The organism is Streptomyces sp. NRRL S-118 (genome assembly GCF_000716335.1).
Lineage (GTDB): Bacteria > Actinomycetota > Actinomycetes > Streptomycetales > Streptomycetaceae > Streptomyces.
Genome location: NZ_KL591019.1, coordinates 54,703 through 69,838, shown reverse-complemented (window position 1 = coordinate 69,838; position 15,136 = coordinate 54,703). Strand labels below are relative to the sequence as shown.

The window sequence follows — 15,136 nt, the reverse complement described above, 5'->3', positions numbered from 1 at the left end:
CGCTGGATATGGAGATACACCAGCTGCGCTACTTCGCCGCGGTCATGGACGAGGGCACCTTCACCGCCGCCGCCCGTCGCCTGCACGTCAGCCAGTCCGGCATCAGCACCCAAGTGGCCAAGCTGGAGCTTGAACTGGGCCAGCAACTGCTCGACCGCTCCGGCCGTCGAATCCGCCTCACCCCGGTCGGCGAGGCCGTTCTCCCTCTTGCGAAGAACGCCCTCGCTACTGTGGAGGCCATCCAGCACACCGCCGCCGAGTTCGCCGATGCCGTCCGCGGCCGGGTCCGTCTCGGCATGATCATGGGCTGCTCGATCCCGGCCTTCCTCGACACCGTCGCCGATATCGGACGCACCCACCCCGGCATCGAGCTCAGCCTTCACGAGGGCTACTCCGACGACCTCCAGACCCAAGTCCTCTCCAGCTCTCTCGACCTGGCCCTCATCGGCTACGCGGGCGACGTCGCCCCAGGCCTGGAGGTCGGCATCGTCATCGACGAGCCGATCACCACCGTCGTCCCGGCCGGGCACCCTCTCGACCGGACGGAACTTCGCCTCGCCGACCTCTGGGGTGAGAAGATCCTCTGCCTCTCCCCGGGCACCGGCATTCGCGCCGCCTACGAGGACTCCTGCCACAGGATCGGCCTCGACCCACGCGTGGACATCGACGCCAGTTCCCCGGTCGCCCTGCTCCGCCTCGCTGAGCGCGGTGCTGGCGCCGCCGTTCTCAGCGCCTCCTCCGCACAGGGCACCGGCCTGCGGACTGTCCCGCTCACGGACGCCGCCACGCACGCCCGGCTCGGACTCATCACGCGCCGAGGCCAGCACTCTCCAGCCGTAGAGCTGCTGCGAACCAGGCTCCTCGTCGCTCTGCAAGCCGGCTAGGTACGCATGTGCCGAGTTCTGATCACTCCGCGGGACCTGCTCTCCCGCTGGAGCTTGATCCGGTGAGCCGGGCTGCGTGACGCGAGCGCGATTGGCGGATGCAGAGGGGGAGTTCATATGCCCGTACCTGCCGGTCGGCCGATACGGGCCCTGCCCCGAGCGGCTGCGGCAGCAGTTCGAAGGCGTGATCCGGCGGTTGAGGACGGGCGGGCAAGGATGTGAGATGCCGGCGGAGTTCGGTGCCCGGTCGACCGTAGATAACCGCTGCCGGCAGTGGCGCGAGCCTGCGTGCTCGAGGCCCTCCTCGAGGGCCTGATCGCGGAAGCCGCGAAGCGGGGCGAGGTGAACCTGTCCCTCGTCAGCATCGACTCCACCACCGCGCGGGCCCATCACGACGCTGCTGGCATGCACCTGGACGAGGACGTCCTCACCGCTTTGGGGAAGTCTGACGCCGAGGCGGACAAGGCCAGGTCGCCTGGCGAGGCATCGCCACCCGGTACGACAAGAGCCCGGACAGCTACCGCGCCGGACTCCACCTCCACGCCTCGATGATCTGGCTCAAGGACCTCACCCGGACCATCCATCGATCACGACCAGATACGCGCCCTGGACCGGCCCCCGGCGGCCCGTCGTCCCGGCGACCCGTCGCTCCTGCGGACGCGCCCCACCGCCCGCCGCGCACGACCTCGTCATGCAGCGGTGGTCAGGGGTTCCAGTGGTACTTGCCGCCGCCGACCCAGCGCACGAACGCCGGATCGTCGAGGTCCACATGCTTCAGACCCACCTGGCGCGCGAGCCGGACCACGTCCGACAGGTCCCGCGCGATCCCCACGGGTTCGCCGTCCACCTCGACCATGCGGAACGGCGGGTCGCCCGGCATGACACCGGAGACGACCATCGGAGGTCCGGCGTGGTCGCTCATGCCTCCAGCGTGACGCACCCCCGCGCCCCGCGCCAGCGATGCGCCGGCCGCCGGACGGGCCGCGAGTGCCCGGCCCGCCCACCCCGCCGCGGTGCCGAGCACCGCGGCCGCGAGGAGCAGGCCCAGGCGGCGGACGTCGGCGGAGCCGTCCCAGGTCAGTTCGCCCTGCTGGTGGACGACGAAACCGTCGTAGAAGAGCCAGCACAGCAGGGCGCTGAGCGGCGCGAACCGGGCGCTGGCACGGAGGCTCGCGGCGGCGGCGAGCGCGCAGTAGGCGGGGAAGGCGGCGGCGGGGTGGTGGAGCTCACCCGTCGCGCCGAGCAGCGGCAGGAGCCCGGCCGAGCCCAGGAACACGGACGCGCACACCACGTGGGCGGAGTACGTCCGGGGCGCGGCCTCCGCGCCGGTCGTGCATCGCGGGACAGTGATCACGGCCACCTCCTCGCTGTCGGCCCCGATCCGGGCGCCACCCACTCGTCACCTCAGGGCAGCGGATGCCCACCGGCCGCGGCAACGCTCTTTCCGGCCGCTCGTACGACGGCCCGCCCGTGCCGCGTGCCACGCCTCGGCATCGCTGTCCGCCGCGCCGCAGCCCCGGCGGACGCGCTCCGGTCCGCCGGGGCCGCGCGACCGGCTCGGCCAGCGCCTCCGACAGCGCGTCCAGCCCTGCGGCCGAGGACTGTCCGCCGTCTCCCGTGTACAGGCCCCGCCGATCTCCGCCATCAGCGTGCGGACCCTCGGGTCGCGTCCCGTAGTACCGCAGTGGTACCCGTCCCCGCGAACGGACTGTCGAGCCCGGTGCCGCCGAAGCCCGCGAACGCCGCGAACGCCGCGTCGCGCGGGGCGGCGGGGGTGCGGAAGGCGTCCGTTCCGACGCGGACCGGGGGACGCGGGCCGTCGCCGTGGAGCTCGTACGGCAGCCGGCGCGCCGGGTACGAGTGCACATTGATCAGCGCGCGTCCGGCCGCCTAGCCGGCCGGCCACGGCCGCCGTCATGGCCCGCGCGTACGGATCGAAGTACCGCCGGAGCGGCGGCCGTACGTCGGTGCCGGGCCGCCGCAGCTCTTCACCTGGATGGTGCGGGTGCACACGCCCCCATGCCGACGGCCGGCATCTCCTCCCGCTCGTCGGGGAAGGGCTTCGGGTCCACGACCAGGGGGACAGCTGATTGACGAACAGCCAGGGCGTCCCGGGCGCCGCCCGGCGAGCCGTCGCGCCGCCCGGCTCGGCCGTGGCACTCGGCCGTGCGGCGCAGCCGCCTGTGACTCGTTCGCGTGAATGGTCTACGGTGCACCGGGCGTCCGATCGACAGGACGCGTCTCCACGGCCGTGACACCCGACCGGCGTTCCTCATCGTCGGACCAGGGGGGTACGGTTCGGAGAATGAACATGAAGGGCCGACCCGCCGGTGGAGCGGACGGCGGCACGATGTCGGCGGAAGGGGCCTCGTTGGAGGCGTACCCGATGCCGGACCGGCCCGGGGTGCGCTTGATCGGGGAGATGAGCGCCCTGACGCGCGCCGCTTGGCATACGGTGCTGGAGGAGCTTGTGCGGCAGCCAGGGGAGGCCTGTCACGCCGATCTGTCGCAGGTGACGTTCGTCGACGTCGCCGGCATGACGGATCTGGTGCTGACCGCGCAGGCTCTCACGTCCGGTCGGCGGATCGTTCTGCACCACCCCCCGCCGCAGGTTCCCCGCATACTGGAACTCTTCTGGCCCGGACTGTCCGAGATCGAGGTGGCGTCGTGACGAGCGAGGTCACCATCGACGATCCGTTCGTCCACCCGGCGCTGTTCTACCGAGGCGATCAGCAGTACGTGGCGGGAACGGTTCCCTTCATCCTGGACGGCCTGGCCGCCGGCGAGCCGGTCGCCGTCGCCGCCCCGCCCGCCCGGCTGGAGACGATCCGGGGCGCGCTGGGCGACGACGCGCGAGCCGTCCGTTTCGTCGACATGACGCAGGCGGGCCGCAACCCCGGCCGCATCATTCCCGGCGTGCTGCGGGCCTTCGCCGACGCCCAGCGGCCCGGCCGGGTCCGTATCATCGGCGAGCCCATCTGGGCCGGGCGCACGGAGCTGGAGTATCCGGCCTGCGTCCAGCACGAGGCACTGATCAACATGGCCTTCGCCGGACGGGACGTGACGATCCTCTGTCCGTACGACGCCGACGGACTCGACGAGCAGGTGCTCGCCGACGCGCTGGCGACCCATCCCGTCATCGTGGAGGAGTCCCGCGAAACGGTCTCCACCGCCTACGACCCCGACAAGGTCGTCGCCCGCTACAACACGGCCCTCCCGACCCCGTCCGGCGCCGCGGCGTACGACTTCGCCGCCCAGGAGCTCCCCGATGTGCGGCACTTCGCCGTCGAGCAGGGGCAGCGACTGGGCCTCACCGCCATACGGCTGCAGGACCTGGCCCTGGCCGTCGCCGAGCTGACCACCAACAGCGTCATCCACGGCGCCGGCCACGGGACCCTGCGGATCTGGGCCGAGGGCGGTCAGGTGGTCTGCGAGGTCCACGACGCCGGACGGCTGACCGACCCACTGGCCGGGCGGCGGCCTCCGCCCCCGCACCGGCCCGGCGGCCGCGGACTCATGCTCGTGCACCATCTCTCCGACCTGGTGCGGCTCCACACCGGCACCGACGGCACCACGATCCGGTTCTACCTCGGCGCCTCCTGACGGCTCGCCCCTGATCGCCGGCGCCTCCTGACGGCTCGCCTCCGGATCGTCGGTGCCGCTCCCGGATCGTCGGTGCGGCGCCCGGCGTGCACCCGGGGTCACTTCCCGGCGGTGGCGCCCCGGAACGTCCGCTCGAACACGGTGAAGGCGGCCTCCTGCCGCCACTGGAGGGCCGCCTTGGGGCTCGAGGCCAGCAGCTCCAGGCAGGCCGTGCCGGCCGACGCGCCCGCGGCCGGCACGCTCCCGCACTCCGCGACGGGACGGTAGCCCTCGCGCGTGGGGTTGCCGCGCCACAGGCTGCGCCCGGGCAGGAAGGCGTACTCCAGCGAGGCGCGCGCCAGGTCCTTCAGCTCCGGGTAGCCGAGACCGTACGTCGTGGCGGCGTACTCGTACTCGCGGCTGATGTCGGTACGGGAGACGCCGGGGTCGTCCGTGGACAGCACCACCGGCACGCCGTGCTCCCGGTACCGGGAGAACGGGTGGTCCGCGCCGCGGACCCCGAGGATCTGGGCGTTGCTGGTGAAGGGCACCTCGACGGCCACCTCGCGGGCCGCCATCGTGCGGGCGAGCCGCTGCCAGTCGTTCTCGTGGACCAGGTCGACCCCGTGGCCGATGCGCTCCGCGCCGGCCACGTTCACCGCCTCGTCGATGTGGAAGGTCAGGTCCTCCGGCTTGACCAGACCCGGCACCAGCTCACCCGCGTGCAGGGTGAGATGCGCGCGCGGGTAGACCCGGTGCAGATGGGCCAGCATCCGCATGTGGAGGCGGTAGTTCCGCAGCGAGCTGTCCCAGTCCTCCGGCTGCACCAGATTGACCGCCACGAACCGCGGGTCGCGCTCGGCGAGGCGCAGGCCGAGCGCCATCTGGGCGAACACCCGCTCGGGCGAGGCCCCGCGCGACACCTGGGAGATCCACCGGACGGTCACGCGGCAGGCGGGAGCGGGCCGGGCGCTGCCGCAGCGCGCCTCCGCGCGGAACTCGGCGTCCGCCTCGTCGGCCTCCGTACGGGCCTCGGCCACCAGCCGGTCGAGCTTGCCCCCGGCCACCAGCCTGTCGTGCAGCTCGGCGAGGTCGGGGTCCCAGCCGACCTCGTCGGCGAGCTTCTTCACCGCGTCCGACGCGGGGGAGACCATGGTCTCCAGGTACGACTGGTTGTGCGCGGCCGCCGTGCCGGCCACCTCGGCCAGCAGCTTGCCGCGGTGACGCCAGGTCACCTCGCCGAACCTGCCGAAGGTGGCGAAGAAGTGGTCGTGCCCCGACTCCCCCGCGGGGAAGTCCTCCATGGACCACGCCCGCAGCAGCGCCCGGTGGAACGCGGGATCGGCCGCGGCGTCGGCCGCCGGGCGCCTGCCGGGCCCGCAGGGCGGGGCCACCGCGGTCATCGACTCCTCGTCGATGCACAGACCGTCCTCCCCGGCGAGCCGGATCAGGTACTCGGTGGAGACGGCACCGGAGAGGTGGTTGTGCAGGTCGCCGCCCTTGGGCAGGTTCCGGAGGAACGCCCGCAGGGGGGCGGGCCGATGGCGGACGGCCTCCAGATGGGCCGCTGTCCGCGCCTCCGCCGGGGTCACCGGCCGGTGGGCGGAGGCGGATGCGGGCGTGGAGGGCGCCGACGCGCCCTGGGCGGCGGCGGGCGGGGCGGACGGCGACGACAGCAGGCCGGCCACCGCGAGGCCGACCACCGGCACGGCGCGCCGGCGGGAGGAGGAGTGGCGTTGAATGATCACCGTCGCATGATCGCCACCGGGTCCGCGGAAGAGCACCGGGCCGACGGCGTGTACACCGGTGGTCACCCGTCCGGATCAGTACGCGCTCCTCTCGTGCGCCGGTCCGCACCCCGGGCGCCCGGCCCGGACGCGCGCCCGCCCCGTGCCCCCGGACAGGGCCGCCGCCTCGTGATGGGCCCCGAACGGGCCGCCGCGAGGAGCCGCGGCATCGCAACGGCCGCCGTGTCAGCTCTCCGCCGGGGCGAGCACCACGAAGTCGGCTCCGGACGGGTCCACACAGACGGCGAGCCGGCCGACGCCCTCCGCGTCCTCCGGGCCCATCTGGACGGTGCCGCCGTTGGAGGTGACCTTCGCGACGGTCGCATCGCAGTCCGTGGTCCCGAAGACCGGATGCCAGTACGGGCGGCCGCCGTTCAGCGCGAGCGCCTCCGACGGGAGCTGCATCACGCCGCCGTGCATGCGCTCCGGGGGCAGGCCGGACGGGGTGATGAGCGCGTACGTGCCGCCCCCGCCGGGCAGGTCCATGTCCTGCGTCTGCCAGTCGAACAGACTGCCGTAGAACTCCTTCGCCGCGGCGGCGTCCGTGGTGTACAGCTCCGTCCACGACAGGGTTCCCGGTGCGTCGACCGCGTCGACCCCCGAGAAGCTGCCCGGCTGCCAGACCGCGAACTGGCCGCCCTGCGGGTCGGTGAACTGCGCCATGCGGCCCTCGCCGTCGGCGTCCATCGGCTCGACCCGCACCGTGCCGCCCGCCCGTCGCACCGCCTCCGTGGTGGCCTCGGCGTCGGCCGTGCGGAAGTAGATCATCCAGGCGGAGCGGGCGCCCTCCTCGGTGAGCGGCCCGATGCCGGCGACGACCTTGCCGTCCAGCTTGAAGAAGCCGTACTGCGCGTCCTCGGCGCTGAACGGCTGGAACTCCCAGCCGAAGACGGCTCCGTAGAACCTGGCGGTCGCCGCCACGTCGGGCGCGCCGAGGTCGAGCCAGCAGGGGGAGCCGGTGGCGAAGTCAGTCGTGATCACGGGCGGTTCCTCGGTCTCGGGGGCACAGGGGCACAGGCCGTACCGCAGCAGCGTGACACCCGCGTCACCGGTTCGCCCCCCGGGAGGGGCGAACCGGTGACGCGTCCCGTTCCGCCTCAGAAGGCGTGCGGGTGGCGGAAGAGGCGCCCGGGGTCGTAGGCCGCCTTCACCTTCACCAAGCGGTCGATGTTCACCCCGTAATAGGCCCGGCGCCAGTCGCGCAGCGCGGGATCGGTGTAGTTCTGGTACGCCTGACCGCTCGCCCACGGCCGCATCGCGTCGTACGTGCCGTCGAGCCAGGCCCGGTGCCGCTTCACCGTCGCCGCGGCGGCCTTGTCCGGCCAGGAGACGATGTACTGGGCCAGGAAGAGCGCGTCACGGTGGACGAACGCCGTGTCGGTGGCCCGGACCCGGTTCACCGCCCCGCCCATGGCGTCCAGCGCGATGCTGCCCGCTCCGCCGCCGGACAGCCGGGCCAGTTGCTCCACCCGCGAGACGAGCGCCCGGATGCCGTCGGCCGGGATGCGGCGCGTGTAGAAGTCCGAGCGGGCCGCGTACGATTCGCGCGCCACCCGGCCCTGCGGGGTGCGGCCCGGCAGACTGCCCTTCTGGTGGGCCTGCGCGATGGTGAAGCCCGACACGCCGCCCATCACCTTCATCGCGTCCATGAACGGGCGGGTGCGCACCGACTCCGAGCGGGGCGCCGCACCGATGGCGTCGGCGAGCCGGTCGAGCCGGTTCTCCAGGTCCCTGCGGCCGGTGAGGGCGAGGCCACCGACGCGGACGGACCCGGGCCGCCCGCCCACCGGGGCGGCCAGGTGGAGGTTGGCCCAGATCCCGTCGGGCGCGGTCGGCGCCCAGCGCTGCCACTCGCGGACGACGGCCGCCGCCCGCGCCCACGGCCAGCTGAGGAAGAACGTGGTGCACTCCGGCGCCGCGTGCGTGCGCATCCGCAGTTCGGTGACGACACCGAACTGGGCGTTCCCGCCGCCGCGCAGCGCCCAGAACAGATCGGGGTCGCGGCGGGCGTCGACGTCCCGGATCCGGCCGTCGGCCGTGACGATCCTGGCGCCGGTCAGGCTGTCACTGGTCAGCCCGTAGGCCCGGCTGACCACCCCTATGCCGCCCCCCAGCGTCAGGCCCGCGACGCCCACCGTGGGGCAGGACCCGGCCGGGACGGTCCGGCCGCGCGCGGTCAACCGGTCGTACACGTCGATGAGTTTGGCCCCGGCGCCGATCGTCGCCGTCCCGGAGCCCACCGAGACGGACGCCATCCTCTGGACGTCCACGATCAGTCCGGGCCCCGACGACCAGCCCGTGTACGAGTGGCCGCCGCTGCGCACCGCGACCGGCACCCGGTGCCGGCGGGCGAACTCCAGGCAGGAACGGACGTCCTCGGGTCGGGCGCAGTACGCGACGCCCGCGGGCCGTACGCCGTCGAACCGGGGGTTGAACAGCGTCCGGGCCGCGTCGTAGTCGCGGTCGCCCGGCCGCAGCAGCGATCCGTCCAGGCTCCGGGCCAGCGCCGCCCAGTCCCCCTTGCGGGGCGCGGCGGGTGCCGTGCCGGCCACCGGTACCACCCTTGCCGGGGCCGGCGACGAGGTGGGACCGGCCGCCCGTACCCCGGCGATCCCGGTGAACAGCGCCCCCGAGGCAGCGGCGGCACCCGCCCCCAGCAGCCGGCGCCGGCTCGGTCCGCCGCGCCCGGCCCTACCGGCCGGACCGGTGTCCGTCCCGGCACCCGCGCCGGCCTCCGCTCCGTACGTACCCGCCTCGCGCGTCTCTTCCATCGTCCGTTCCCCACCGCTCCGTTGTCGTCGTGCACAGAGGAGGAGGGGCGCAAGCGCGGTCGGGTTCCCGTCACCCGGCTACCAGGAGATCGCCATGAGTCTGTAACGTAGCGCTACACATCGGTTACACGGGGGTGGGTGACGTGGGCGGGCTCGCCGGCGAGGCGCAGCATCCCGGGACGCTGCCCGTGCAGCAGATGGGCGCCGGGGACCACGCGTTCCTGTGCTACGACGGCGACGCCCCCGGCTGGGACGTACTGGCCGCCTTCGTCTGGGCCGGACTGGTCCGCGGCGAGAAGGTCATCGTCCTCGGGCCGCCGCACCTGAGCGAGGCGGACGTCCGGGCGCGGCTCCAGGAGGCACCCGGGCTGGCGGCGGCCTCCGGCTACGAAAGGACGCAACTGGAGCTGAGCAGTATGCGGGAACTGATCCTGCCGCAGCGGCGGTTCACCGCCGACCGGCAGTGGCGGCGCATCACGGAGGAGGCCGAGGCCGCCCGCGCCGCGGGGTACAGCGGGCTGCGCACCTGCATCGACATGGGCTGGGTCGCCGATCTCGGCGCCGGACTGGACGTGATGATGGACCGTGAGCGCCGGGCCGGCCACCTGTTCGCCGACGGCTTCTACAGCGAGATCTGCGCGTACGACCGGCGCCGCTTCCCCGGGCCGGTCCTCGAAGCCATGTGCCGGGCCCACCCGCGGAACCTGCTGCCGCGGCTCGGGCAGTTGAGGTGCCTGTACGGCAACGGCACGCTGCGCGTCATCGGGGAGGCGGACCTGGCGACCGCCCCCCGGTTCGCCGAGGCGCTGTCCGCGCTGTTCCGGAACAGCGGGGCGTCCGGGCCGGTCACCGTGGACCTGCGGCGCACCGGGTTCCTGAGCGCCGAGTGCGCGGCCGAGCTCGTCCGCCGGATCGCCCGGTCCGCGCCCGAACGGCCCGTACGGGTCCGCTGCTCCGCGGGGCACGCGCTGCTGCTGCGACGCCTCGGCGTCGACCCGGCCGGCCTGGAAGTGACGGGATAGCGCCATGACCCTGCACCCGAGTGCCGAGGAAGTCCTGCTCCGTCGCCGCTTCGGCGCCGCGGACATCCCGCCGCTGCGCGTCCTGGTGGAGAGCTACGCCGCCTTCGCCGGGCTCCCCGAGCCCCGGCGCGGGGACTTCGTGGTGGCCATGGACGCCGTCGCCGCCAACGCCGTGCAGCACGGCGGCGGGCAGGGGCTGCTGGTCCTCGCCCGCGTCCCGGGCGAGCTGGAGTGCCGGATCAGCGACCGCGGGCCGGGCTTCACCGAGGAGGTCATCCCCGACCTCGCGCCCGGCCTCAACGGCTTCCGTCCCGGCCGCGGCCTGTGGCTGACCCGGCTCATCACCGACCGCCTCACGGTCGTCCCGGGCCCCGCCGGAAGCACCGTCACCTTCGCGATGAGCGTGGGCTGACGGGCCCCTGGCGGGACCCGCGCGGGGCCGGCCCGGCGGGGCCGGGAGGCGTCCCGGTGTCAGCCGGCCAGCGCCGCCGACACGACGGACTGGGCCTCCTGCTGCACGCGCGCCAGGTGCTCGGGGCCGTGGAACGACTCGGCGTACACCTTGTAGACGTCCTCCGTGCCCGAGGGACGCGCCGCGAACCAGGCGTTCGCGGTGGACACCTTGATGCCGCCGATGGGCGCGCCGTTGCCCGGCGCCTCGGTCAGGACCGAGGTGATCGGCTCGCCGGCGAGCGAGTCGGCGGTCACCTGGGCGGGGGAGAGGCGGCCCAGCGCGGCCTTCTCCTCGCGGGAGGCCGGCGCGTCGACACGGGCGTAGGCCGGCTCGCCGAACCGCTCGGTGAACGCGGCGTAGTGCTCGCTGGGCGTGCGCTCCGTGACCGCCAGCATCTCGGAGGCGAGCAGCGCCAGGACGATGCCGTCCTTGTCGGTGGTCCACACCGAGCCGTCGCGGCGCAGGAACGACGCGCCGGCCGACTCCTCGCCGCCGAAGCCGAGCGTGCCGTCGGCCAGCCCGTCCACGAACCACTTGAACCCGACGGGCACTTCGACCAGCTCCCGGCCGAGACCGGCGGCGACGCGGTCGATCATGCCGGACGACACCAGGGTCTTGCCGACCCGCGCACCGGCCGGCCACCGCTCGCGGTGGCGGAACAGGTAGTCGATCGCGGTGGCCAGGTAGTGGTTGGGGTTCATCAGCCCGCCGTCCGGGGTGACGATGCCGTGCCGGTCGGCGTCCGCGTCGTTGCCGGTGGCGATGGCGAAGCGGTCACGGGCCTCGATGAGCGAGGCCATGGCGTACGGCGACGAGCAGTCCATCCGGATCCTGCCGTCCCAGTCCAGCGTCATGAAGCGCCACGTCGGATCCGTGTGCGGGTTCACCACCGTCAGGTCGAGCCGGTGCTGCTCGGCGATACGGCCCCAGTACGCCACGGAGGCACCGCCGAGCGGATCCGCCCCGATGCGGACGCCCGCGCCGCGCACGGCGTCCAGGTCGAGGACGGACGGCAGGTCGTCCACGTAGGCGCCGAGGAAGTCGTACCGGCCCGTGGTGGGCGCCGCGAGCGCGCGGGCCCAGGGGAGGCGCCGGACGTCCTTGAGGCCACCGGTGATGATCTCGTTGGCCCGCTCCTGGATCCAGCCGGTCGCCTCCGACCCGGCGGGGCCGCCGCTCGGCGGGTTGTACTTGAACCCGCCGTCCGCCGGCGGGTTGTGCGAGGGCGTGACCACCACGCCGTCGGCCAGGCCGGAGGTGCGGCCGCGGTTGTGGGTGAGGATCGCGAGGGACACCGCCGGGGTGGGGGTGTAGCCGTCGGCCGCGTCGATGAGCACGGTCACGCCGTTGGCGGCGAAGACCTCCACGGCCGTCACCCGGGCCGGCTCCGACAGGGCGTGGGTGTCCGCCCCGAGGAACAGCGGCCCGTCGATCCCCTGCCGTTCCCGGTACTCGCAGATCGCCTGGCTCGTCGCCGCGATGTGGTCCTCGTTGAACGCCGCGGCGAGGGACGACCCGCGGTGCCCCGACGTTCCGAAAGCCACCCGCTGGGCCGGTTCGGCCGGGTCGGGATGCACGGCGTAGTACGCGGTCACCAGCCGGGCCACGTCGACCAGGTCCTCCGGTCGCGCCTGCTGTCCCGCGCGCTCGTTCGGCATGTGTTCGCTCCTCCGTATCGGTCCTGTGCGACCAGTACACGGACCATGATCGCCGGTCCGTCGTGTTCCGTGGGGATGCCCCTCCGTACGGATGTTCCCGTCGGGCATGCCCGGCGTGCGCCCCCGGCACGCCCCTCGGGGACCGATTCCGGCAAGTCGGGGCCGGGCCGGGGCGCGGGGCGCGGAGGCCGGGCGGGTGACCGCCGGGGCGGTGCACGGGAGGACACCGCCCCGGGCGGGCACCCGAACCCGCGGAGGTACAACATGCCCACGACCACGCATCCGCACGCCGCACCGCTCACCGACGGGGAGGTCACCCCCTCGACGCGCACCGACGCGCACCGGCGGGCAGGACCACAACGGTTTCTCCCGCCAGGACCTGCCCGAGGTCACCGACGGGACCTGGACGCGCTGACCCGCGCCCGGCCGTACGACCCGTCCGCACGGTCGTCCTGACTGGCTGCTCCCGCCCGGGAAGGAGCAGCATGGGGTAGAGGCGAGGCACAGCGGCACACGCTGGTGGCTTCCGCGTACGACAGGCGGTGCGCGCTTTGACCGGGCAGATCTTTGCGTCCTGCGGGGTGGAGCTCGCCGCTGTCTACGTCCCCGCCGACGGCGGTGGCGAGCTGCGGCTGGCCGAGACGGCCGGCGACACCCACGGGCCGTACGGGATCCCGCCGGCGTACGACCTCGGCGGGCGCTCCCCGGTCGCCGACGCCTGCCGCACGGGGCGGCCGCTGTGGCTGAGCGCGCAGGATCTCGTCCGCTACGGCGTGGACAGCCCGGTCTCCGTGGGCGCGCTGCCGCTCGGCGGCGGCGGGCACGGCGAGCGGGCGCTGCTGGGCTGCCTCGTCGTCGTACGGAAGGCGGAGGACGGGTTCCACGCCGACCAGCGGGCGCTGCTGGAGCTGTACGCCGACCAGACCGCCGCCGGGCTGGAGGCCGCCGCGGCCCGGGTCGCCGCCCCGGCCGAGACCGGCGCCCTCGCGGGCCCCGCCCTGCTGCCGCCGCGCGGCGGCACGTTCGCCCTCACCCTGCGCACGGGCCGCATGGAAGTGGACGCGCAGGTGCTCGCCCTGCTGGGCATCCCGCCGGGCGACTTCGACGGACAGGTGTCCACGCTGCTGGCCTGCGCCGTTCCGGACGACGTGCCCGCCCTGATGTCGGTCGTGGAACCGGACCGGCCCGACGCCCACCAGCAGCTGGCGTTCCGGATCCGCCGACCGGGCGGTGAACTGCGGTGGCTGGGACTGCGGAGCCGCGTGCTCGCCGGCCCCGACGGCCGGCCGGAGAGGATGCTCGGCGTGGTGGGCGACGCCTCCTACCTGCGCCCGACCCCCGACGAGGTCTCCCTGGTGCAGCGGCTGTCCACGGCCCTGGCCGCAGCCACGACCATCCGGGACGTCAGCCGCGTGGTCGTCGAGTCGCTGCGTGCACCCCTGCACGCCGACAGGGTGGCGGTCGCCGAGCTGGAGGGCGACCGCCTGGTGGTCACGCTGCTCGACCCGCCGGAGCCCGACGCATGGCCGGAGCTGTGGCGCTCCGAATGGCGCTCGGAGTGGCCCGACGCGTCCTGCCACTCCCTGCCGACCCTGGAGGGCGCCCTGCGGGAGGGGCACGTCGCCCTGTGGCCGCCGGGCACCGACCTGGAGCCGGGGCTCCTCGGCATCGGCCCCGGGGGCCTGGCCGTGCTGCCGCTGCCGGCGGACGGCCGCATGGTGGGCGTCTGCCTGGTCGGGTGGGACGGCGAGCACCGGTTCGGACCGGAGGAGCGCTCCCTGCTGACGGCGACCGCGGGACTGGTCGGCCAGGCGCTGACGCGCGCCCACGCGCTGAACGCGGGCCACGAGCTCGCCACGATGCTCCAGCGCAGCCTGCTGCCCCGCAAACTGCCCGCCCTGCCCGGGGGCACGGCCGTCGCCCGCTACCTGCCCGCGACGGTCGGCCTGGAGGTGGGCGGCGACTGGTACGACGTCATCCCGCTCTCGTACGGCCATGTGGCGCTCGTCATCGGCGACGTGCAGGGCCACAGTGCCGGGGCCGCCACGATCATGGGCCAGATGCGCACGGCCATCCGCGCCTACGCGGTGGAGGGCCACCCGCCCGACGTGGTCGTCGCCCACGCCAACCGGCTGCTGGTCGGCATGGAGACCGACCTGTTCGCCACCTGCTGCTACGTCGATCTGGACATGGAGGAGGGCATCGCCCTGCTCGTCCGGGCCGGGCACCTGCCGCCACTGCTGCGCCCGCCCGACGGGCCCACCGAGGAGACCGAGGTCGAGGGCGGACCGCCGCTGGGCGTGATGGCGGACGCCGAGTTCCCGCTGACCGAGGTGGGACTGACGCCCGGCACCGTCGTCGCCCTGCTCACGGACGGACTGGTCGAGTCGTCCGCCCTGCGCCTGGAGGACGGACTGCGCGCCGTGCGCGCGGTGCTCGACGCGGCGGACCCGGCCGACCTCGGACGCGTCGCCGACGAGCTCGTGGCGGGCACGCGGCGGCGCGACGACGACGTGGCCGTGCTGCTGCTGCGCTACGACGGCATGCGGGTGCGGCCGGTACGGGCCCGATGGGCGGTGTGGCGGCTGCCCGACGCGGTCATGCACGCACGGCGCTTCACCGGGCGCACGCTGCGCGCCTGGGGCGTGGAGGAGGAGGTCGACATGGCGCTGCTCGTCGTGTCCGAACTGGTCACCAACGCCATCGCCCACACCCGGGGCGAGGTGCGGCTCGACCTCACCCTCGCGGGGGACCGGCTGAGGATCGCGGTGAACGACGCGTCGCCCCGGGCCCCGGTCAAGTCGGCGAGCGTGGACTGGGAGGCCACCGGCGGACGCGGGCTGCTGCTGGTCGAGGCGCTGTCCACGTCATGGGGATCGGTGCCGCTCAGCGGCGGCAAGCAGGTGTGGAGCGAGCTGGCCCTGTCCCCCCGCGCACCGCTCGACGACGCCGCCGCGGACGGGCCGGGGAGGTGAGGG

14 protein-coding genes are annotated in these 15,136 nt (G+C 74.2%); 8 read left to right on the top strand and 6 right to left on the bottom strand.

The window, feature by feature from the left end; genetic code table 11:
* Positions 1-8: 8 nt before the first annotated feature.
* The 3 genes from IH00_RS0126980 (at position 9) to IH00_RS40590 (ending at position 1,436) form a co-directional block, all read left to right on the top strand.
* On the top strand, positions 9-884 hold the full coding sequence (locus IH00_RS0126980; protein ID WP_031078029.1) for a LysR family transcriptional regulator: 876 nt from the start codon (positions 9-11) through the stop codon (positions 882-884).
* Between the two features lie 76 nt (positions 885-960).
* Positions 961-1,200: a transposase gene (locus IH00_RS45500; protein WP_078887990.1), complete on the top strand. Its 240-nt coding sequence runs from the start codon at positions 961-963 to the stop codon at positions 1,198-1,200.
* The gene (locus tag IH00_RS40590) at positions 1,173-1,436 is read left to right on the top strand and encodes a hypothetical protein (protein WP_078887989.1); all 264 of its coding nucleotides are present in this window, start codon (positions 1,173-1,175) and stop codon (positions 1,434-1,436) included. The genes IH00_RS45500 and IH00_RS40590 overlap by 28 nt, the downstream gene beginning before the upstream one ends.
* A 151-nt stretch (positions 1,437-1,587) precedes the next feature.
* On the opposite strand, the gene IH00_RS45300 is transcribed toward IH00_RS40590, so the two are convergent.
* Entirely contained in the window at positions 1,588-2,238 is a 651-nt protein-coding gene (locus IH00_RS45300; protein WP_324615804.1) for a hypothetical protein, read from the bottom strand.
* Between the two features lie 290 nt (positions 2,239-2,528).
* Entirely contained in the window at positions 2,529-2,750 is a 222-nt protein-coding gene (locus IH00_RS45495; protein ID WP_052411670.1) for a hypothetical protein, read from the bottom strand.
* A 439-nt stretch (positions 2,751-3,189) separates the two neighbouring features.
* Between IH00_RS45495 and IH00_RS0126960 the strand changes: the two genes are divergently transcribed.
* Positions 3,190-3,555, top strand: coding sequence for an STAS domain-containing protein (locus IH00_RS0126960; RefSeq protein WP_234334973.1), 366 nt, complete (start codon positions 3,190-3,192; stop codon positions 3,553-3,555).
* Positions 3,552-4,487: a sensor histidine kinase gene (locus IH00_RS0126955; protein WP_031078023.1), complete on the top strand. Its 936-nt coding sequence runs from the start codon at positions 3,552-3,554 to the stop codon at positions 4,485-4,487. Before IH00_RS0126960 ends, IH00_RS0126955 begins: the two co-directional genes overlap by 4 nt.
* Before the next feature lie 98 nt (positions 4,488-4,585).
* Here the strand turns inward: IH00_RS0126955 and IH00_RS0126950 are convergent, their stop codons facing one another.
* From IH00_RS0126950 to IH00_RS0126940, 3 genes are all read right to left on the bottom strand, one after another.
* Positions 4,586-6,214 carry an adenosine deaminase family protein gene (locus IH00_RS0126950; RefSeq protein ID WP_031078018.1) on the bottom strand — a complete coding sequence of 543 codons (1,629 nt, stop codon included), beginning with the start codon at positions 6,212-6,214 and terminating at the stop codon, positions 4,586-4,588.
* Between the two features lie 225 nt (positions 6,215-6,439).
* Complete coding sequence (locus IH00_RS0126945) at positions 6,440-7,234, bottom strand: VOC family protein (protein WP_031078017.1); 795 nt, start codon at positions 7,232-7,234, stop codon at positions 6,440-6,442.
* A 116-nt stretch (positions 7,235-7,350) separates the two neighbouring features.
* Positions 7,351-9,024, bottom strand: a complete 1,674-nt coding sequence (locus tag IH00_RS0126940; RefSeq protein ID WP_078887988.1) for an FAD-binding oxidoreductase — start codon at positions 9,022-9,024, stop codon at positions 7,351-7,353.
* A 143-nt stretch (positions 9,025-9,167) separates the two neighbouring features.
* On the opposite strand from IH00_RS0126940, the gene IH00_RS0126935 reads away from it, so the two are divergent.
* Both IH00_RS0126935 and IH00_RS0126930 read left to right on the top strand, forming a co-directional pair.
* A complete protein-coding gene (locus IH00_RS0126935; protein WP_039947470.1) occupies positions 9,168-10,046 on the top strand; it encodes an MEDS domain-containing protein in 879 nt (292 codons plus the stop codon).
* 4 nt (positions 10,047-10,050) lie between these two features.
* Positions 10,051-10,458 (top strand): ATP-binding protein, encoded by a 408-nt coding sequence (locus tag IH00_RS0126930; protein ID WP_031078014.1) that lies wholly within the window; start codon positions 10,051-10,053, stop codon positions 10,456-10,458.
* A 59-nt stretch (positions 10,459-10,517) separates the two neighbouring features.
* Here the strand turns inward: IH00_RS0126930 and pgm are convergent, their stop codons facing one another.
* A complete protein-coding gene (gene pgm / locus IH00_RS0126925; RefSeq protein ID WP_031078013.1) occupies positions 10,518-12,158 on the bottom strand; it encodes a phosphoglucomutase (alpha-D-glucose-1,6-bisphosphate-dependent) in 1,641 nt (546 codons plus the stop codon).
* Between the two features lie 542 nt (positions 12,159-12,700).
* Between pgm and IH00_RS0126920 the strand changes: the two genes are divergently transcribed.
* Positions 12,701-15,133 carry a SpoIIE family protein phosphatase gene (locus IH00_RS0126920; protein WP_324615803.1) on the top strand — a complete coding sequence of 811 codons (2,433 nt, stop codon included), beginning with the start codon at positions 12,701-12,703 and terminating at the stop codon, positions 15,131-15,133.
* The last annotated feature ends 3 nt before the right edge of the window (positions 15,134-15,136 follow it).